19 protein-coding genes are annotated in these 18,082 nt (G+C 40.0%); 3 read left to right on the plus strand and 16 right to left on the minus strand.

From position 1 onward, the window contains the following. Positions 1 to 7: 7 nt before the first annotated feature. The 5 genes from L2716_RS10810 to L2716_RS10830 all read right to left on the minus strand — a co-directional run bounded on the left by L2716_RS10810 (position 8) and on the right by L2716_RS10830 (position 4,159). Positions 8 to 1,324: a CBS domain-containing protein gene (locus tag L2716_RS10810; RefSeq protein ID WP_236334462.1), complete on the minus strand. Its 1,317-nt coding sequence runs from the start codon at positions 1,322 to 1,324 to the stop codon at positions 8 to 10. 62 nt (positions 1,325 to 1,386) lie between these two features. Further along, positions 1,387 to 1,632, minus strand: a complete 246-nt coding sequence (locus L2716_RS10815) for a hypothetical protein (protein ID WP_236334463.1) — start codon at positions 1,630 to 1,632, stop codon at positions 1,387 to 1,389. A 78-nt stretch (positions 1,633 to 1,710) separates the two neighbouring features. Continuing rightward, positions 1,711 to 2,391 carry a metal-dependent hydrolase gene (locus tag L2716_RS10820; RefSeq protein ID WP_236334465.1) on the minus strand — a complete coding sequence of 227 codons (681 nt, stop codon included), beginning with the start codon at positions 2,389 to 2,391 and terminating at the stop codon, positions 1,711 to 1,713. 252 nt (positions 2,392 to 2,643) lie between these two features. Beyond that, entirely contained in the window at positions 2,644 to 3,759 is a 1,116-nt protein-coding gene (gene ald / locus L2716_RS10825; RefSeq protein ID WP_236334467.1) for an alanine dehydrogenase, read from the minus strand. A gap of 235 nt (positions 3,760 to 3,994) precedes the next feature. Beyond that, positions 3,995 to 4,159: a hypothetical protein gene (locus tag L2716_RS10830; protein ID WP_236334469.1), complete on the minus strand. Its 165-nt coding sequence runs from the start codon at positions 4,157 to 4,159 to the stop codon at positions 3,995 to 3,997. A gap of 149 nt (positions 4,160 to 4,308) precedes the next feature. Here L2716_RS10830 and L2716_RS10835 point away from each other — a divergent pair, with 149 nt between their 5' ends. Together L2716_RS10835 and L2716_RS10840 are read left to right on the plus strand one after the other, a co-directional pair. Beyond that, a complete protein-coding gene (locus tag L2716_RS10835) occupies positions 4,309 to 4,623 on the plus strand; it encodes a hypothetical protein (RefSeq protein ID WP_236334471.1) in 315 nt (104 codons plus the stop codon). Positions 4,624 to 4,652: 29 nt separating this feature from the next. Further along, positions 4,653 to 5,978 carry a Na+/H+ antiporter NhaC family protein gene (locus tag L2716_RS10840; protein ID WP_236334472.1) on the plus strand — a complete coding sequence of 442 codons (1,326 nt, stop codon included), beginning with the start codon at positions 4,653 to 4,655 and terminating at the stop codon, positions 5,976 to 5,978. A 34-nt stretch (positions 5,979 to 6,012) separates the two neighbouring features. Here L2716_RS10840 and L2716_RS10845 read toward each other — a convergent pair whose 3' ends face one another. From L2716_RS10845 to sppA, 9 genes are all read right to left on the minus strand, one after another. Beyond that, positions 6,013 to 6,522 (minus strand): MogA/MoaB family molybdenum cofactor biosynthesis protein, encoded by a 510-nt coding sequence (locus L2716_RS10845; protein ID WP_236334473.1) that lies wholly within the window; start codon positions 6,520 to 6,522, stop codon positions 6,013 to 6,015. 13 nt (positions 6,523 to 6,535) lie between these two features. Beyond that, positions 6,536 to 7,372, minus strand: coding sequence for an EcsC family protein (locus L2716_RS10850; protein ID WP_236334474.1), 837 nt, complete (start codon positions 7,370 to 7,372; stop codon positions 6,536 to 6,538). A 248-nt stretch (positions 7,373 to 7,620) separates the two neighbouring features. After that, positions 7,621 to 8,808: an acetate kinase gene (locus L2716_RS10855; RefSeq protein WP_236334475.1), complete on the minus strand. Its 1,188-nt coding sequence runs from the start codon at positions 8,806 to 8,808 to the stop codon at positions 7,621 to 7,623. A gap of 183 nt (positions 8,809 to 8,991) precedes the next feature. Next, positions 8,992 to 9,981, minus strand: coding sequence for a class I SAM-dependent methyltransferase (locus tag L2716_RS10860; RefSeq protein WP_236334476.1), 990 nt, complete (start codon positions 9,979 to 9,981; stop codon positions 8,992 to 8,994). Between the two features lie 150 nt (positions 9,982 to 10,131). Further along, positions 10,132 to 10,632 carry a thiol peroxidase gene (gene tpx / locus L2716_RS10865; protein ID WP_236334477.1) on the minus strand — a complete coding sequence of 167 codons (501 nt, stop codon included), beginning with the start codon at positions 10,630 to 10,632 and terminating at the stop codon, positions 10,132 to 10,134. 188 nt (positions 10,633 to 10,820) lie between these two features. Beyond that, positions 10,821 to 11,315, minus strand: a complete 495-nt coding sequence (gene ytfJ, locus L2716_RS10870; RefSeq protein WP_236334478.1) for a GerW family sporulation protein — start codon at positions 11,313 to 11,315, stop codon at positions 10,821 to 10,823. Further along, positions 11,263 to 11,958, minus strand: coding sequence for a DUF2953 domain-containing protein (locus L2716_RS10875; protein ID WP_236334479.1), 696 nt, complete (start codon positions 11,956 to 11,958; stop codon positions 11,263 to 11,265). Before L2716_RS10875 ends, ytfJ begins: the two co-directional genes overlap by 53 nt. A 78-nt stretch (positions 11,959 to 12,036) precedes the next feature. Beyond that, a complete protein-coding gene (locus L2716_RS10880; RefSeq protein WP_329610115.1) occupies positions 12,037 to 12,516 on the minus strand; it encodes an RDD family protein in 480 nt (159 codons plus the stop codon). A 12-nt stretch (positions 12,517 to 12,528) separates the two neighbouring features. After that, on the minus strand, positions 12,529 to 13,536 hold the full coding sequence (sppA, locus tag L2716_RS10885; RefSeq protein WP_236334480.1) for a signal peptide peptidase SppA: 1,008 nt from the start codon (positions 13,534 to 13,536) through the stop codon (positions 12,529 to 12,531). Positions 13,537 to 13,726: 190 nt separating this feature from the next. On the opposite strand from sppA, the gene L2716_RS10890 reads away from it, so the two are divergent. After that, positions 13,727 to 14,524 (plus strand): NAD kinase, encoded by a 798-nt coding sequence (locus tag L2716_RS10890; protein ID WP_236334482.1) that lies wholly within the window; start codon positions 13,727 to 13,729, stop codon positions 14,522 to 14,524. Positions 14,525 to 14,597: 73 nt separating this feature from the next. Here L2716_RS10890 and L2716_RS10895 read toward each other — a convergent pair whose 3' ends face one another. Both L2716_RS10895 and mbcS read right to left on the minus strand, forming a co-directional pair. Beyond that, a complete protein-coding gene (locus L2716_RS10895; RefSeq protein WP_236334484.1) occupies positions 14,598 to 16,187 on the minus strand; it encodes an amidohydrolase in 1,590 nt (529 codons plus the stop codon). Between the two features lie 115 nt (positions 16,188 to 16,302). Next, positions 16,303 to 17,892, minus strand: a complete 1,590-nt coding sequence (mbcS, locus tag L2716_RS10900; protein ID WP_236334487.1) for an acyl-CoA synthetase MbcS — start codon at positions 17,890 to 17,892, stop codon at positions 16,303 to 16,305. Between the last annotated feature and the right edge of the window lie 190 nt (positions 17,893 to 18,082).

The raw sequence follows: 18,082 nt of genomic DNA on the forward strand, positions 1-18,082 counted from the left end.
TCTTTTTTTACATATGTCGATCGATGAGTTGAGCCATCATAAGCGCTTTGCCTACGACATTTCCTTCATGATAAATCTCTACGTCTACTTTCCCATATCGCCTGCTTAGCTCCAAAATTTTCGGACGGATCGTAATGGTACTATCAATCTGAACAGGCTTTAAGAAGTACAACGTAATGTTTTCTACAACGAGATCGCCCTTTTTCTGTTTACGAAGGGCTTTACTACCGACTTCGGAAACGAGCGTAGTCATAACTCCATACGAAAGCGTACCTAGGTAGCTTGTCATCTGCGGCGTTACTTCACATGAGTAGGTTTCTTCTGGATCTTCGTCTACGTCATGTATATGACTCGTAATCAGATCATCAAACGTTTCACCAACTTGTGGTTGCTTCTGAATCATTTGTAGTGCCTTCAAAACATCTTGTCTACTGATAATCCCATGAAGTGTTTGCTGAGCATCAATGACAGGAAGTAATTCAATTCCTTCCCAAATCATCATATGGGCTGCATTTGCTACAGAGGTTGTCCCTTTTACGGAAATTGGATTTTTCGTCATCACTTTCTCAATCTGCAAATCATAATCGCTACCGATGATATCCTTTGCTGTCACCACTCCGACAACTCTCATGCTCTGATCCACTACTGGATAACGGCTATGGCCAGTACGTTCATTAAGCTCATACCACGTTTTCACTGTATCCTTCTTCAATAAATAATTGGTTTGTTCAAGCTGTGTTGTAATGTCACTAACGAGCACAATTTCTTTCTTAATCAATTGGTCATATATCGCACGATTGATCATCGCTGCAACTGTGAACGTATCATAGCTAGTTGAAATGACAGGTAATTCTAGTTCATCTGCTAGTTTTTTTACAGATTCATCTGTGTCGAATCCACCTGTAACTAATACAGCAGCACCAGCCTTTAAGCCAAGCGCATGTGCTTTCGTTCTATTACCGACAATCAATAGACTATCCGGATCCACATATCGCATCATTGCTTCTAGTTTCATGGCTCCTATGACGAATTTATTAAGTGTTTTATGTAATCCTTGACGTCCACCTAATACTTGTCCATCAACAACATTTACGACCTCTGCAAACGTCAATTTTTCTATGTTTTCTTTTCGCTTCTTCTCAATGCGGATTGTTCCTACACGTTCAATCGTACTGACTGTCCCTTGGTTCTCAGCGTCTTTTATCGCACGGTAAGCAGTACCCTCACTAACAGAAAGCGCTTTAGCTATTTGTCTGACTGAAATTTTACTTCCGATATCTAATGTTTCGATATAGTCTAGGATTTGTTCATGTTTCGTTGCCATCGTTTTCACCAAGCTTTCTCATGGCTAAGTCTATCCTATTATACTAAGGGTACACCGCTACTTCAATGTTGTCGCATTTTTACTTTCTTATTGTTTGTCTGTTTGGTTGGAGTTACCTCATCAGATTGCTGTGGATAAAGACGATACATTAAAGCAGATAGATTACCACCAATCACTAATACAGCAAACATAAGCCATACCGCAGAAAACCATCCACCCAATCCAGGTTCCATTTCAGGTAAGTATGGTACGGAAAAATACACAAGGGCAAGAGCAGCGAGTAATGATAAGATTAATCGATTCTTCAAATAGCGTACTCCTTTCAAAAGAGGTAGTCTTACTGCATATGTTATGCGACCACCTCTTCAGAAAGAAGAAAATTCAAGTTATAATTCTACAGATTCACCAGACTTGAGGACGCGTCCTTTCTTGCCCTCTAGGTCGTTTACAAATGCTTCTGGATCCTGTTCAATCACTGGGAATGTGTTGTAATGTATTGGAACAACTGTATTCGCCTTCAACCAACTAGCTGCTATCGAGGCATCCTCTGGTCCCATTGTAAAATTATCTCCGATCGGTAGGAATGCCATATCAATATAGTTTTGCTCACCAATGAGCTTCATATCTGAAAACAGGGCTGTGTCACCCGCATGATAGACTGTTTTATCTTCTGCAGTGAAAAGAATTCCTGCAGGCATACCCGTATAAACAACTGAGCCGTCCTCTTCTGCATAGCTAGATCCGTGAAAGGCTTGTGTGAGTTTCACTTTTCCGAAATCAAAGTGATAAGCACCACCAATATGCATAGGATGTGTTTCAATTCCCTTTGTAGCAAGATAGTTTGCTAATTCAAACGGGGCTACAACTAGAGAGTTATTCCTTTTCGCGATGTCAACTGTGTCTCCAACATGATCATTATGCCCATGTGTAAGTAAGATAACATCAGCCTTTACATCATCCGCGGAAATGTGACACTGCCCATTCCCTGAAATGAACGGGTCAATCCAAATTGTTTTACCATTCGTTTCGATTGCGACTACAGAATGTCCATAATAAGTTACTTTCATTATGATCTCTCCTCTTTCTAGATTAGTTATTAGATCTGTTTTAAACCTTCGTGTTCATTGTTTCCTTTTCCTGCATGAGGTTAAACGAGTACACATAATATTGTTTACCCGTTTTTGTTTTTACAAAAAACAATAATAGTCTATTCTGAGTTCGTTTTTTTTTGTCCAAATCAATGCAAGGATTCTAAATTCAATAAAAAAAGAGACTGTACGAAATTCGTCAGTCTCTATCTTCATATTGTTCAAATCCGATTATGAAAGCATCTTGCGAATGTCTTTATATTCAAGGTCGTGTGATTGAGAAACAGCTTCATACGTAACAAATCCATTCAAAGTATTAATACCTTTAAGAAGTGCTTCATTATCTTGACAAGCCTTTACATACCCTTTGTTAGCAATTTGCAATGCATATGGTACCGTAACGTTCGTCAAAGCAATTGTTGATGTACGTGGTACTGCCCCTGGCATGTTCGCAACTGCGTAGTGGACAACACCGTGTTTATCGTAAGTAGGGTTATCATGCGTTGTAATACGATCAGTTGTTTCGAAAATACCACCTTGGTCGATCGCAACGTCTACTAATACCGCACCTTTTCTCATCTCTTGAATCATTTCTTCGGTTACAAGCTTTGGCGCTTTTGCTCCTGGGATTAGTACAGCCCCGATGACAAGATCCGAATCGATCACTGATTCTGCAATGTTTAGTGGATTGGACATCAATGTATTAATATCTGATCCGAAAATATCGTCAAGCTGACGTAAGCGTTCTGGATTCAAATCGATGACCGTAACACTCGCACCTAGTCCAACTGCAATTTTTGCAGCGTTTGTACCTGCAACTCCACCACCAATGACGGTTACTTTACCACGTTTCACACCTGGTACGCCTCCAAGGAGAATACCCATTCCACCATGAGGTTTTTCAAGGAATGATGCACCAATTTGAGTCGCCATACGTCCTGCAACTTCACTCATTGGTGTGAGTAGTGGAAGGCTTCTGTTCGGAAGTTGTACAGTTTCGTAAGCAATACCGACAACCTTGTTATCAATGAGTGCTTTCGTCAATTCCGGCTCAGCAGCTAAGTGTAAATATGTAAATAATATAAGTCCTTCACGGAAGTATTGGTACTCTGTGTCTAAAGGTTCTTTAACCTTCATGACCATGTCCATACTCCAAGCTTCTGCAGCTGTATCTACGATTACCGCTCCAGCTTCTTCGTATTGTTCATTCGTAAATCCAGATCCAAGTCCAGCACCTGTTTCAATAAAGACCTCATGACCTGAAGTCATTAGATTTACAACCCCCGCCGGAGTCATTGCGACACGATTTTCGTTATTTTTTATTTCTCTTGGTACACCAATACGCATGTTTGCGACCTCCTAAATCAACAAATCTTCTTTCCAGTCATGACGACTGCCCATTTAAAGATAACACCAAATGTCAAAAAGAAAAAGAGAAAAATTCGTAATTATTTCCTTCCAAGTATTGCATCTTTTTTATCGTAACATAAAGAAAACTTAACTCAACCAAAGGGTGAGTTCTAGTTGCACTAATAAAGAAATGTACAAAGCTTTCTCCACCTTCAGAGAAAGCTTTCAAGCTTCATTTTAATCGATTCTCATCTTCAAGTTGGTTTGGCGTTTCGTGCTCTACAGTTTGATCAACGACCCCACTTTGGTAGGACTGCATGATCTGTTGTTGAACTTCAAATTCACCATTTGCATCCATTTGGTATGTTTCTGGTTTTTTCGATGGTTTTTTTTGCACCTTAATCCGCCTCCTTTTTTCCATTAGTGATACACCCATTAGTATGCGCCTAATCGAATAGCTTATTGAGGTAAATTATGAAAGTCAATTGCAATAGCCTAACTTGTCCATTTTCGGTACAATGTGGAATAGTAGGAGGTATGGTCGAAATGAACTATTCTTTTCATCGTGATGATCGCCTTGGGATATGTTTACCTGTCCTAAACGAACCCTGGGAGCGATATTCCTTAGAAACACAAGAAATCATATTATCGAAATGGGAATCCATTAGAGGAAGAATCCCTGATCGAATCAAAGAAATCGAACAAGGAATAAATACAAAGCAACTGCAACTCAACAACGAAGAAAACTTTGAAAGGTCTTGTCAGCTGAATTCTGATATCGCTGAACTTGCTTCTATTATTAATGATTTATGGATTTGGTATCGGATGGACAACCATCTCTCAGCGCGGTCACACTTTTGACAGCCGAAAATAATTACGGAGGAAGTATCATGCAACTAGAAACGATCCACTTCTCTTTAAAGGAACTCATTTCACTCATTATCATAACCGTCTCAGGATTGTTGATGGCCGTAGCTTTCCAGTTTCAGCTTTTGATCGGTTTCATGCCAGGATTCATTTTTTTGATTTATCAACTTTTGAAAAAAGGTATTTCATTCAAAAGCATACGGCTAACAGGCTATAAAGGTATATACAGGAATCGTGAGATCATTTGGTTGTTATCATTAATTGGTATTTTGCTCCCTTCATGGGCAATCATTGGAACAGTCCCGAACATGGTATCATTTATCTTATCGGTTATTAATCCAGAGCATTTTCTTGTTTCATCTTTCCTTATGACCATGGTGATCTCTATGACATTAGGAACTTCAGTCGGAAGCTTAAGCGTCATCGGTTTACCATTAATGGGTACAGCCCAAGCATTAGGTGTTCCTTTGGAATGGACAGCTGGTGCACTAATATCAGGGGCGTTTGTTGGTGATCGTTCTTCTCCATTATCAAGTGCCTTCCAGTTACTTGCGACATCACTTGAGATTCAGACTAAAAAGCAATTTAATGCCATTATGCCTACTGCACTGTTAACAATCTGTGTAAGTAGCTTCCTGTTTATTTTGCTTGATCGTTCATTGACGCTAGATGCGTATAAACAGCCTGTCATCTCAATGGGCGAAATGATGTCAGACTGGATTGTGTTTTTACCCGTTATACTATTAATCGCTGGCGTAATCGTCGGAGTCCGAATCAGATATAGCTTTTTCATAAGTATAGGTGCGGCTTTTGCCATTGTTTTGATAAAAGGTATCTCAGTACTGAAATGGGGACAAGTTGTTCTCAATGGTATTGATGGCATCGGCGGATTAATGACGATGATACCGTTTATTATATTTATCAGTGTTGTAGGCATTTACAGCGAAATGTTAGAGCGTTATCAAATTGTTCAGCCGTACATTAATAAGCTACTTACGAATGACCATTCACTAACTGTCAATTCTGTTCAGGGAGTAACGCTTGCTTTGTTCGTCTCACTCATTTCACCAAACCAGTCTTTTCCTATCATATTAAATGGAAGAATGCTCTTGCCACATTGGACAAAGCACTTTAATTCTAAAGAGTTGGCGAGAGTCGTGAGTGACTCAACAATGGTTTATGCAGGATTAGTACCCTGGAGTCTCCTTGCTGTATTATGTAGTACAATTGTTGGTGTTTCGGTCATCCATTATGTCTTTTTCGCATTTTTCCTATGGTTGTCTCCACTTATAACGATTTTGTATTCAATCATACGTGAAAAAAGATGGAGTATCGCACATGAGATGTAAGAACTGCAATATACGAAAAGGATTGACCTGACGGTCAATCCTTTCTAATTTCACGGACGATATGATTAATTTCTGGAATGATAAGTTTGCTCATTGCGAGCTTAACGGCTCCACTGGACCCAGGAATCGAAAAGATTGCAGTGTCCTCATAAATGCCTGCAAGCGCACGACTTAAGATTGCCGCTGAACCTATGTCTTCCGTATAGCTGAGCATTCGAAAGATTTCTCCAAACCCAGGAATCTCTTTATGAAGCAATTCTGAAATCGCCTCAATCGTTACATCACGCTTAGCTATTCCAGTTCCTCCATTTAAAATAATTGCATCGATTGTTCTATCTGAAGCACCTGTTTTTACAGCTTGTTGAATGAGGTCGGCTTCATCTTTTACAATTCGATAGGAAGAAACTTTATGGTTGTTTTCTTCTAAAGCTCCAATGATAAGCTTCCCACTCTTATCCGTCTCTTCTGTTCTCGTGTCACTAATCGTAATCACCATAACTGAAACATGATCTGGCGCATTTCGCTTATGTTCTGCAACGCTCAAGTCCATTCACCCTTTAATTTTGTTTCGCTAATAACCATCTCTTTTGGTAAAAGTGATTCGCAAAATCTGTGATTTGTCTCGATAATTGATAATTTGTAGCAGCTCCGTAGACCATTCCCATTAATGGGATACCTTGAATCAACCGTTTCCGAAGCATGAAGAGTAGGAATCCTTTCCCTACTAATCCAACAAGGTGTCTCATCCATTTATCGTCTGCCACAACTTCTTCTGATTCAAACAAATATGGATCCATTGATTGGTCCGAAACTTCACTAATAAGCTGGTCCCACGCTTCTTGTTGGTGTTCTTTTGGGAGTGTCGCGGCATGGAACACCCGAAGTGCAAGCAAGGTCTCATAAGGTTTATTGATCGGATACCCGTAAGAAAGTGCTATCACCTGAATGGATCTTAGGTGAGCTGCGATACTTGCAGGCACATCTATCCCTAAAAATAGGAGACCACCTGCACCACTTAATCCTCCTTGTGCAAATGAAAGTAATCTATGCTTTGCAACTTGATGCTGCGCTATGTATCTAAGCTGCTCAATTCTACAATCTTGAATATCCTCAAATACTTCTACATCCTCATTCATCGCTTGAGCAGATAGTAATACTCTTTGTTTCGTATCCTGTTGAAACTGAGCATTCAAAATGATGGAATGCAAATGAAAAAGTAAATTATCAATCGTTTGTAATGCCCGATCCTTAATTTTTGGATTAAAACGATTAAGTGCTTCATCAAACGTTCTCACATAAGCTCGGCTGAAGTCTGTTGGTACATATGTAAAGTAGTCCTGCTCCCACTTTTCAATCGTGGACCATACTTGTTGTTCGTTTTTCGACCATCCCATACCTAGCACCTCCATAACGTTGCATATATTATATCAAATCGTAGCGAAGAAAATAACTGAGAGCTAAAAATGTATTTTTCATAAGGGAGGATTGCGCTCGTACCCTGAATTTTCTCGAATGCCAACTTCAGTACCCGCAAAAGCCTCGCAACTCCCAACCTTAAACTGCACAACAAACTTCCTTTATAAAAAGGAAAATGTCCTGTGAATTCACAGGACATCTCTACATTCATTTATTTATTCTTCCGTTATTGCGCTTTTCGTACGGTATCTCGTGCAATCATTACTTCTTCGTTTGTCGGGATGATCATTACTTTTACAGGCGAGTGTGGGTAGTTAAGGAACGCTTCTTTCCCACGGACTTTATTTAGTGCTGGATCCCAGTAAACGCCCATGAATTCAAGCCCTTTCATAACACGTTCACGAATAACATCACTATTTTCACCGATTCCTGCAGTAAATACAATTGCATCAATACCGTGCATTTTAGACGCATAGGAACCGATGTACTTGTGAATTCGACCAGCGAATACTTCCAATGCTAACTCTGCTCGTTCGTTTCCTTCTTCTGCTTGCTTTTCAATATCACGAAGGTCACTTGAAAATCCTGAAACTCCAAGTAATCCACTTTCTTTATTCAGGACATTCATCACTTCTTCAGCTGTTTTACCTGTTTTCTCCATAATGTATGGGATCAATGCAGGGTCAATGTTCCCTGAACGCGTTCCCATCGTAACACCTGCGAGTGGGGTAAAGCCCATAGATGTATCAATTGATTTGCCGCCTTCAATCGCAGCGATACTGGCACCATTACCAAGATGACATGAAATCAAGCGAAGCTGTTCAATTGGTCTTCCGAGTAGTTCTGCACACCTTTGGGAGACATACTTATGGCTTGTCCCGTGGAATCCATACTTGCGAATACCAAATTCTTTGTAATAATCATATGGCAAACTATACAAGAATGATTGTTCAGGCATCGTTTGATGGAATGCTGTATCAAATACTGCGACTGCAGGTACATTCGGAAGAATTTCTTTAAACGCTCGAATGCCAACAATGTTAGCCGGATTATGGAGCGGTGCTAAGTCAGATACTTCTTCAATTTCTTTAATAACTTCTTCAGTTATTAATATCGAATCATTGAACTTCTCTCCACCATGAACGACACGATGGCCAATTCCTTCAATTTCATCATATGATTCAATAATATTGTGTGCTGTCAATTTGTTCAAAAGCATCTTAACGGCTACACCATGGTCCTCAATATCAATTGTTTCCTTTATTTTTTCACCATTCACTTCAATCGCAAAAATGCTATCAGGCAGACCAATTCTTTCTACAAGACCTTTTGTAACTACTGTCTCTTCAGGCATTCTGAGTAACTGAAATTTCAGTGACGAACTCCCGGCGTTAATGGCCAGTATCATTTGCATATATAAGACAACTCCTTCGTTGTTGAAGATCATTTATCCCAAACCTGCTACCATTAAACCACCAGATCACTGTTCCCCGCAAGGATGGAAAGCGTTTTCCATCTATATTCTTTATTTTCAGATTTGAATGCGATTTCATTGTGACATTTTGGTGAAAAAAAACTGCGATTATACACAATTAAGTTAACCAGTAAAAGAATTCTTAAACCAATTGTCAATTTGAACCATGATGCCCTGAAGAGCTTTAGGCTCACTGAAACTAGGAAGTTCAGCCATCAATGCTTCTTTAGGTGGCTCGATTCCTTCTCCTTTTTTCTGTAAAAAGAAAATACTTTTCGCGTGCTCTTCTTTCTTGAACATCGTTAAAGGGAGCTGTAAAAGACCATGAATGACCGCTTCTTCTTTCAGGAAGCTATTCAGTTTCTTTGCCTCGTCTCCTGCGAATAGGAAATTAGGAATTAAGAAGAAAAGAAATCCACCTTCTTTTGTATGTTTCAAGGCTTGCTCGATCATCAAGTGATGGGCGTAAGAGTGACCAGAATCAGCTTTTAGTTTGTATTTTGCAGCTGTATCGTCATCTGGATAATACCCTACAGGTAAATCTGTTACGACAAAGTCAACCGGATCGATCATCAATGATTTCAAGCTATCTTGATGGTAGAGTTGAATGTCATGCTCTTGCGCATTTAAGCTTGCATATGCAAGCTTTATCAACGTTTCATCAACCTCTGAACCATAGCCATATACAGGCTTCTTCACTTGATTAAGAATCGCTGAAACAAGATTCCCTGTTCCGATTGCTGGGTCTAGCATCGTGACACGTTCCTTATCACCGATTGTTTTCTCAACTAAGTATCCAACAAAGAGTGCAACCGCATCAGGAGTCATTGCATGATGCGATTGAACACCATCTTGCATTCCTTTTAGTATGGCTAACTGAAACCCTTTTCGAATTTCTTCCTTAGATAAGTCATCAAGCGAAAGGGATTGATATTTATATAGTAGATCATTCTTGGTTTGTTCATCAAATCGATCAGGTATAGCACCTTGTACGAGGTGTTCACCCGTCATTACTAACCCTTCAAGGTAAGTGACTTGTTCCTTCTCTGAGAGAAGCGTTGCCGTTTCATGTAACAGCCGATAAAATGTTTCAACCTTTTGAAATTCAGGCATGTTCTTAATCCTCCTATTTTACAACTAGACTTATTGTATCAAACATGTAATCCAATAAAAAAGGTTAACCCCGCAAGGTGCAGGCAAATGAAAGTTTGCCTGACACTTGAAGGTTAACCGGATTTCATTACAGTTAAACTTTGTTGTTAATTACTTAGCAGACTTAGCTGCTTCAACTGCTGCCTCATAGTCTGGGTGATTTGTTGCTTCACTCACATATTCAACATAAGTCACTTTGTCGTTTGAATCAACAACGAATACTGCTCGTGCTAGTAAACGAAGTTCCTCAATCGCAACGCCGTAGGCTTTACCGAATGAAAGATCACGGTGGTCAGAAAGCGTTTGAACGTTTTCTATACCTGCTGCTGCACACCATCTTTTTTGAGCCATTGGTAAATCTACACTGACCGTCAATATTTTAACGTTATCAAGCTTTGATGCTTCTTCATTGAACTTACGCGTTTGCTGATCACACACACCTGTATCTAAAGAAGGCACGACGCTAATTAATCGAACGCTTCCCTTTGAATCGTCTAATGTAACGGGTGACATGTCATTTGCTAATACTGTGAAATCTGGAGCTGTATCCCCTACTTTTACTTCATTACCTAATAGTGTCACTGGATTTTCTTTAAATGTTACTGCTGCCATTTCTAAACAACTCCTTATGATTAGGTTACTTCATCAAGTTAATGGTAAACTTTCTGAATTCTTCTTTCAAGTAATAAGGATTACTTTAACAAAAGTCAAACAAACGCAAAAATGTCCAGAATTCCGAGCAAGTCAGAAATCCAGACATTGAAGTTTTAATTTAGGGTGTTTCAGCCTGATTTGTTTTACTAGAAATCTAAGTCATGCTTTTGTCGACGTTCGGATTGATGTTGGGTCTGTTGGAGATCAGGTTGTTGCTGTCTTTGTTGATTATTAGACTTCGAACCTTGTGTGTTATTCATCATTTTCTGGATCTTTTCAACAACCTGTGGCGCTAAATCCAATAATCTCTCATACAAGTGGGTACTGTTATCAAGGTGAATCGTCTTAACGCCTGATGAATTCACAATGAGAAAGGCAATCGGTGTAATCGAAACGCCTCCACCACTTCCTCCACCAAACGGGAGAGAATCCTCATCTGAACTCCCTTTCGAGTGACCTGACGACGCAGAATTAAACTGACTTCCACCAGCCGCAAAGCCGAAACCAACCTTAGATACGGTTAGAATCACACTACCATCAGGTGTTTCAACTGGATCTCCAATGATCGTATTGACATCGATCATCTCTTTAATATTTTCCATTGCTGTTTGCATCAAGCCCTGGATTGGATGTTCTGACATGCTGTTTCCTTCCCTTCCAATTTTTCGCGATCTGATATCCTGCGCGTATAGCTTTCCCCACTCGAAATGAAAACATACATTGCATATTCGTATTTACAAGAGGAATTTGAAAGGATGGATGCACTTCTATGAGAGGAGGATTTTTTAAATTGGCAATATGACTGATCAATCCTACTAGACTTCCTTTAATTGTCCAAAGCATTCCTGAAAAAACGCCCGTAGAGCCTGCATCCCCCGTACCGATCGTACTGTACCATTCGAACTTTTCAATCTGTATTGATTGAAGGAATTTACGTACAATTTTATGAAACTGGTACACTGAGTCAATTATTTCTCTCGTTTCATGGGCACGCTGAACGATGGATTCAGCTCGGAAAATAGCTTCTCTATCCTTCTCATGATCTTGCTTCCCCACTTCTAAATCTGTTTGATATTGGAGGTGGACCCCATCATCCTCCACTTCCAATTGGTCAAAAGGAAAGTCCCATGAATAATGTATAATACCTTTAAACACATGCATATGAACCTTGCATTCGTTTCGGTTTGGTTCATGGATATACGTAATTGAAACTGTAACGCGACTGACCAAAACCATTATGATTAGGGCAATAAAGAATAGGATAATTCCGATAACCCAATACATCCACTCATCCACCTTTTTATTCACTATGCACAAAAAAAGACCTATCAGCATTATGTACTGACAGGTCTTGAACGATACCTATTTCTTCGTATGAATCACACGCGTATCTGCGAAAATATCATGTAGAGCTTTTTTTTCGCTCGTAAATCCAGAAATAAGATAACCAATTAATAAGATTTTCTTACTAATAAATCGACCAATTACCTCTCTGAAAAGAAGTGTCGACCAGGTAAGATGACCGTCTATTTCTTTCGAAACCACTTTAATTGCGAATACCATTTTTCCAAGCGTTTGTCCGAAGAACTTCGTCATCAACAAAAAGTAGGCGAAAAATATAATACCTGTTGAGATTGCTTTAATCGAAAAAATACTAGGGTCATTCAAGGGTAAATCTAACCACCGGAATGTAGGATTAATCATAATACGATAAATACTCCCGATGACTAATAAATCGATCAAATAAGCCCAGAATCTCATCCAAAACCCAGCAAATTTTCTCGGTTTAGGAGGATCTAGAGGGGGGTTCATTGGTTGTTCATCTGAAATTGTATTATCCAATTATATTCCCTCCTATTCCGTGTATAAATATTTGATTTGCGGTGTATTTGTCTCACTCATAAGCTTTTGAATACCGAGAAGATCACCATTCGGTTGGAACAGCTTTTGAGCGGTCATGTTCAGGAAAGAATTTAAACCAATATTTTGTTCATATCGGACAACCTTCAAATGAGAGTTTCCTAAATCCTTCTTCATCGTCTTGATCGTATCGTCAAGATCACCTAATCCATCAACGAGATTCAATTCCTTCGCTTGTCTTCCGTCATATACTCGACCGTCAGCAATTTTACGAACATTGCTTTCTGACATTTCTCGTCCAGATGCAATTACTTTTACAAATTCATCATAAGAATTATCAACGATAGACTGAAGAATTTCCTGTTCACTTTCCGTCATTTCACGGGTCGGTGAGAGAATGTCTTTATGCTTGCCACTCTTAATCGTTTCCCACTTCACACCTAACTTTTCAGCCAACTCACCATAGTTCATAGATTGGATGATCACACCTAGTGATCCAGTTAGTGTAGAAGGATGCGCAATAATCTTATCTGCTGGTGCTGAAATGTAATACCCACCCGATGCGGCCATGTTACCCATCGATATGTATACCGGCTTCTTACTTTTCTTTTGAATAGTCTTTATTTGATCATGAATTTCAGCGCTTTCAACTACGCCTCCACCTGGCGTGTTGACTCGTATGATGATCCCTTCTACGCTAGAATCTTCACCAGCGTATTCTAGCATTGCTAGAAAATTCCGATGGTTATATCCTTGGGATTGAAAGAATGATACTGCATCTCCAGTATCTTGTATGACACCGTTCAACTCTAGTAGAACGATGCTTTCCTTATCTTTACCTTCCTCCACAACCTCTTCAATAAAAGGTTCGTCTTCAAATAGCGCACTACTTTCTATGCTTCCGAAGTTTGCATTTGCCGCAAGTGATAGTCCATTTATGAGAACCGAGACAAACAACAAAGCGGCTGCAATCCCTAATGCTGCCCAACGTTTTCCGTTCATGTGAAGCCTCCTAGCTATTATTTATCTGTAAAGTTTACCCAATACTAGATAGAATACCATAAATTAATTGCGTTGAAGATGATTTGACAAAAAAGTTCAGAAAACCGATTATTAATGTACATGATCATTGATAAAATTTGCAAAGGTCCACAAAATAAAAAAAGGGTGAAAGTACAATAGGAGGTTAATGATGGCTGATCGTAAAAATATTCATTTCTTTCACAAGAAAGGAACTGAATTTGAAGATAAAATTGTCAGATTAAAGAACCTTGCTGTAGATAATGGGTTTACCTTAGTAGACAAAGCAGATGAAGCGAACATTATCGCAAGTATTGGTGGAGATGGTACTTTCCTACAAGCTGTCAGGCAAACTGGGTTTCGGGACGATGCTTTATATGTCGGAGTTAGTACCGGTCAATTAGGATTCTATTGTGACTTTGATATTGAAGATTTACCAGGCATGATCGAAGCGATGATGAATGAACAAGTAGAGGTCCGCAGATATCCAACCATTAAAGTGGACGTAGAAAATGACGCCTCCTTCTATTGCCTTAATGAGTGTTCCATCCGTTCAGGCATTATTAAGACACTATCACTTGATTTGTATATTGACGACCTATTCTTCGAAAGATTTAAAGGCGATGGCATCATCGTGTCTACACCAACTGGAAGTACGGCCTATAACAAATCAATGGACGGCGCTATTGTAGATCCGAAGCTTGCCTGTATGCAGATTAACGAAGTTGCATCCATTAACAACAATCATTATAGAACGCTCGGTAGTTCATTCCTATTGAGTGAAGAACGAGCCCTAGTGATTAATATGGTTGACGACGGTAACGATTTTCCGATTATTGGAATGGACAATGAGGCGTTGAGTGTCAGGCATACCGGTTCAATTAGAATCAGCCTGTCAGACAAACGAATTAAGACTGTAAAATTGAAGGACAACTCCTTCTGGCATAAAGTGAAGAGAAGCTTTTTGTAAAAAGTAGATAAGAAAGGTGATCCCCATATTAACTCGGATCACCTTTTTTGTATATTTTAAATCAGTTTATGCGCTATTCTGCAGCATAAACAATGGAATTATTGACAACTGTCTTTAAAACAGTCACATCTGGAATATTTTCTGGGTCAATTCGGAACAAATCTTCGCTAAGAACGGTGAAATCTGCACTATATCCGCTCTTGATCCTACCCATTTCATCTTCTTTACCGATTGCGTAGGCACTTCCTTTTGTATAGAGCGAGACAGCTTCATACACAGTGAGTTTTTGTTCAGGATAATATCCTTGGTGTGGATCTCCCTTCTTCTTCCTCATAACCGCTGCATATATCGTTGCAAGCGGGTCAGCTGTCTCTATAGGTGCATCAGAACCAGCCCCACAAGGAATCCCCTCGTCAAGTAACGTTTTCCAAGCAAAGCTATATTGCATGCGCTCCTCCCCAAGCCGTTCGATCACCCATGGGAAGTCAGATGCTACGAAATGAGGCTGAATATCAATAATGACAGGCACCTTCTTGAGTCGTTCAATTAAATCTGGTCGAACGACTTGACCATGAACAAAACGATCTCTCAGTCCTATTGGTGGCGGATACTCCTCGACTGCATACAAGGCAAATTCTAACGCTAAGTCACCAATCGTATGGATCGCAACTGGCATATTATAACGTCTAGCTTTTTTTACGAGATTTTTCAGTTCCGTAAGAGTGTGAATGGCTACACCATATGTTTCCGGCATGTCATTGTACGGTTTACTTAGGTACGCGGTTCTACCACCTAATGCACCATCGGCAAAAATTTTCATTGCGCCAAGCTCAACATAACCATTCGACGCACCAAACGCAAATCGATGTTCATGCATATCCTCAACCACTTCATGGTGGACGAGGAGATTCGCTTTGAATTTCATATTTTCTTCATTCACGACATTCAAAAATGTATCGTAGGTCCTCTTAAATCCTCCATAATAATTCAAATCCTCACTATGACCTCCGACAAGCCCGTGCTTTGTCAGATCCTCTACTGAAGTTGAAAGTGCGCGGTGTAAGTATTCTTCAGTTACCTTAGGGAGAGCGTCTCGAACAAGATCTTGTGCCTTATCAAGCAAATATCCTGTCGGAGAACCGTTTGAATCTCTAACAATTACCCCACCAGGAGGGTCAGGGGTATGTTTCGTTATTCCTGCTATATCTAGTGCTTTTGAGTTCGCGAGCAGTGCATGGCGACAAATGCGCGTTAACATCATTGGATGATGAGGTGCAATCTCGTCTAATTCATTACGGTGGAAAATTTTTCGGTCCACAAAATTATTTTCATTCCAGCCATCTCCGATGATCCACTCATCAAAGGGCGTCGAATAGACTTTTTCTTTAAGTGTCGTTCGCATTTCTTCAGCCGAGTGGATTTCTGATAAATCAAGTCGTAGTAGCTTTTCCCCGTGACCGATCATATGTAAGTGACTGTCCACAAACCCAGGATACATGACAGCACCTTGGAGATCTTGTATCTCATCTATAGCATGTTCCCGCTCCATTCTGTCACGATCACCAGTATCAATAATCCGTTCGTTTTCTACTATTACGGCTTCAACCGTTTCAAACTCTTCATTCATTGTGTAGATCGTTCCATTCGTCCATAACGTTTTCATCGTTCCACCTCAACTTTCAATTTCTGTATCATATGAAAATCATATCGAACTTCTCAAAAACATGCTACTTACTTGAATGAAAAAGAGCCGGTTGTTGATCCGGCTCCTTTCTTCTTTAATTCACTTTTTGTTGATTTTCTTTCATTCGAAGTTCAATTCTGCGAATTTTTCCGGATGTTGTTTTCGGTAATTCATCGACAAACTCGATTTTTCTCGGATATTTATAAGGAGCTGTCAGTTGTTTTACATGATCTTGAAGTGCTGGGATGAGTTCTGCTGATTTGGCTTCAGCCGGATTTTTCAAAACGATAAACGCTTTGACGACAAGACCTCTCACCTCATCTGGGCTTCCGACCACTGCACATTCCTTAACAGAAGGATGCTTAACGAGTGCGTCTTCAACTTCAAACGGTCCGATCGTATAGCCAGAGCTAATGATAATGTCGTCACCGCGACCTTCAAACCAGAAGTATCCATCTTCATCCTTTTTCGCTTTATCACCGGTTAAGTAATAGTCACCACGGAAAGCCATGCTCGTACGGTCTGCATCCTTATAATACTCTTTGAAAAGGGCAGGTGCGTCACGGTGGACGGAAATGTCTCCAACTTCACCAGGTTGGACTGGATTTCCTTCTTCATTGATAATTTCAACTCGGTTACCAGGTGTAGGTTTGCCCATCGAGCCAGGACGTACTTCCATTCCCTCCACAATGCCGACAAGTAATGTGTTTTCTGTTTGTCCGTAACCATCTCGTACAGTGACGTTGAAATAATTTCGAAAAATATCGATCACTTCACGGTTTAATGGTTCCCCTGCAGATACAGCGCTTCTTAATTGGGCTAGGTTGTAATCCTTCAAATTATCTACTTTTGCCATCAACCTGTACTCTGTAGGTGTACAGCAAAGTACATTGATCTGATGCTTCTGCAATAATTCCAAATAAGTATTCGGGTCAAACTTGCCGTTATAAACAAATCCTGTCGCTCCCGTCCCCAATACGGATACAAATGGACTCCATATCCACTTTTGCCATCCGGGACCTGCCGTTGCCCAAACCTTATCGCCCTCTTTTATGTTCAGCCATGAGAGTGCAGCTGTGCGGATATGTGCATAAGCCCAACCATGTGTATGTACAACACCTTTTGGTTGGCCTGTTGTACCAGATGTATAAGATAAGAACGCCATATCATCTTTTTCAGTAGATGGTAATGCGATCGATGAATTTGACTTGGCGATCACCTCACCTAGATCAGTCCAGCCTTCCTGCTCCCCACCTACAATGATTTTATATTGTAAACTTTCGATTGGATCCTCTATCTCATCAAATTGAGAAGTGTATGGGTGGTAAGATATAACCGCCTTTACTTCACCGTGATTGATCCGATAGCTCAAGTCCTTTGCTCGAAGCATTTCTGAGCATGGAATAACTACCAGCCCAGCTTTCATATTAGCAAGATACACCTTATATGTATCGATTAAGCGAGGCATCATGATGAGCACTTTATCACCTTTATTCAATCCTAGAGAAAGCAATGCCTTAGCAAGCTCATTCGCTTCATCAAACAATTGCTTATAAGTGATTTCATCCTCATCTCCCTGATCATTCAGCCACTTAATTGCGACACGTGTATGATCGTTTGCGTATTTCTCCATTTCTTCTGCTGCATTATACATTTGTGGTGCAATGAGTGTTTCATTGTTCAAAGTGGACAGCCTCCTTATGTATTCGTTTACATCCCCTATTATACATAATTTTTAGAATATTTCCATTATGAACGAACGTTCAATCAGAATTTATTTCAATTTTTCTGGGTATTTCTCATGTTAAGGTGGTGATGTTGTAGTATTTTCGGGGCTGTTGGGTTGTGTCGTGGTGAAACTCCGGCATTGCGCT

The sequence above is a fragment of the Pseudalkalibacillus berkeleyi genome (assembly GCF_021608225.1).
In the GTDB taxonomy this organism is placed as follows: domain Bacteria; phylum Bacillota; class Bacilli; order Bacillales; family Fictibacillaceae; genus Pseudalkalibacillus; species Pseudalkalibacillus berkeleyi.

Bases quoted from the DNA above. Each gene is read 5' to 3' on its own strand.
- L2716_RS10840 (WP_236334472.1), top strand. From the start codon at position 4,653: ATGCAACTAGAAACGATCCACTTCTCTTTAAAGGAACTCATTTCACTC.
- tpx (WP_236334477.1), bottom strand. From the start codon at position 10,632: ATGGCAGCAGTAACATTTAAAGAAAATCCAGTGACACTATTAGGTAAT.
- L2716_RS10835 (WP_236334471.1), top strand. From the start codon at position 4,309: ATGAACTATTCTTTTCATCGTGATGATCGCCTTGGGATATGTTTACCT.
- L2716_RS10875 (WP_236334479.1), bottom strand. From the start codon at position 11,958: ATGTATTGGGTTATCGGAATTATCCTATTCTTTATTGCCCTAATCATA.
- L2716_RS10810 (WP_236334462.1), bottom strand. From the start codon at position 1,324: ATGGCAACGAAACATGAACAAATCCTAGACTATATCGAAACATTAGAT.
- ald (WP_236334467.1), bottom strand. From the start codon at position 3,759: ATGCGTATTGGTGTACCAAGAGAAATAAAAAATAACGAAAATCGTGTC.
- L2716_RS10890 (WP_236334482.1), top strand. From the start codon at position 13,727: ATGGCTGATCGTAAAAATATTCATTTCTTTCACAAGAAAGGAACTGAA.
- L2716_RS10820 (WP_236334465.1), bottom strand. From the start codon at position 2,391: ATGAAAGTAACTTATTATGGACATTCTGTAGTCGCAATCGAAACGAAT.
- ytfJ (WP_236334478.1), bottom strand. From the start codon at position 11,315: ATGTCAGAACATCCAATCCAGGGCTTGATGCAAACAGCAATGGAAAAT.
- L2716_RS10860 (WP_236334476.1), bottom strand. From the start codon at position 9,981: ATGCCTGAATTTCAAAAGGTTGAAACATTTTATCGGCTGTTACATGAA.
- L2716_RS10855 (WP_236334475.1), bottom strand. From the start codon at position 8,808: ATGCAAATGATACTGGCCATTAACGCCGGGAGTTCGTCACTGAAATTT.
- L2716_RS10895 (WP_236334484.1), bottom strand. From the start codon at position 16,187: ATGAAAACGTTATGGACGAATGGAACGATCTACACAATGAATGAAGAG.
- sppA (WP_236334480.1), bottom strand. From the start codon at position 13,536: ATGAACGGAAAACGTTGGGCAGCATTAGGGATTGCAGCCGCTTTGTTG.
- L2716_RS10850 (WP_236334474.1), bottom strand. From the start codon at position 7,372: ATGGGATGGTCGAAAAACGAACAACAAGTATGGTCCACGATTGAAAAG.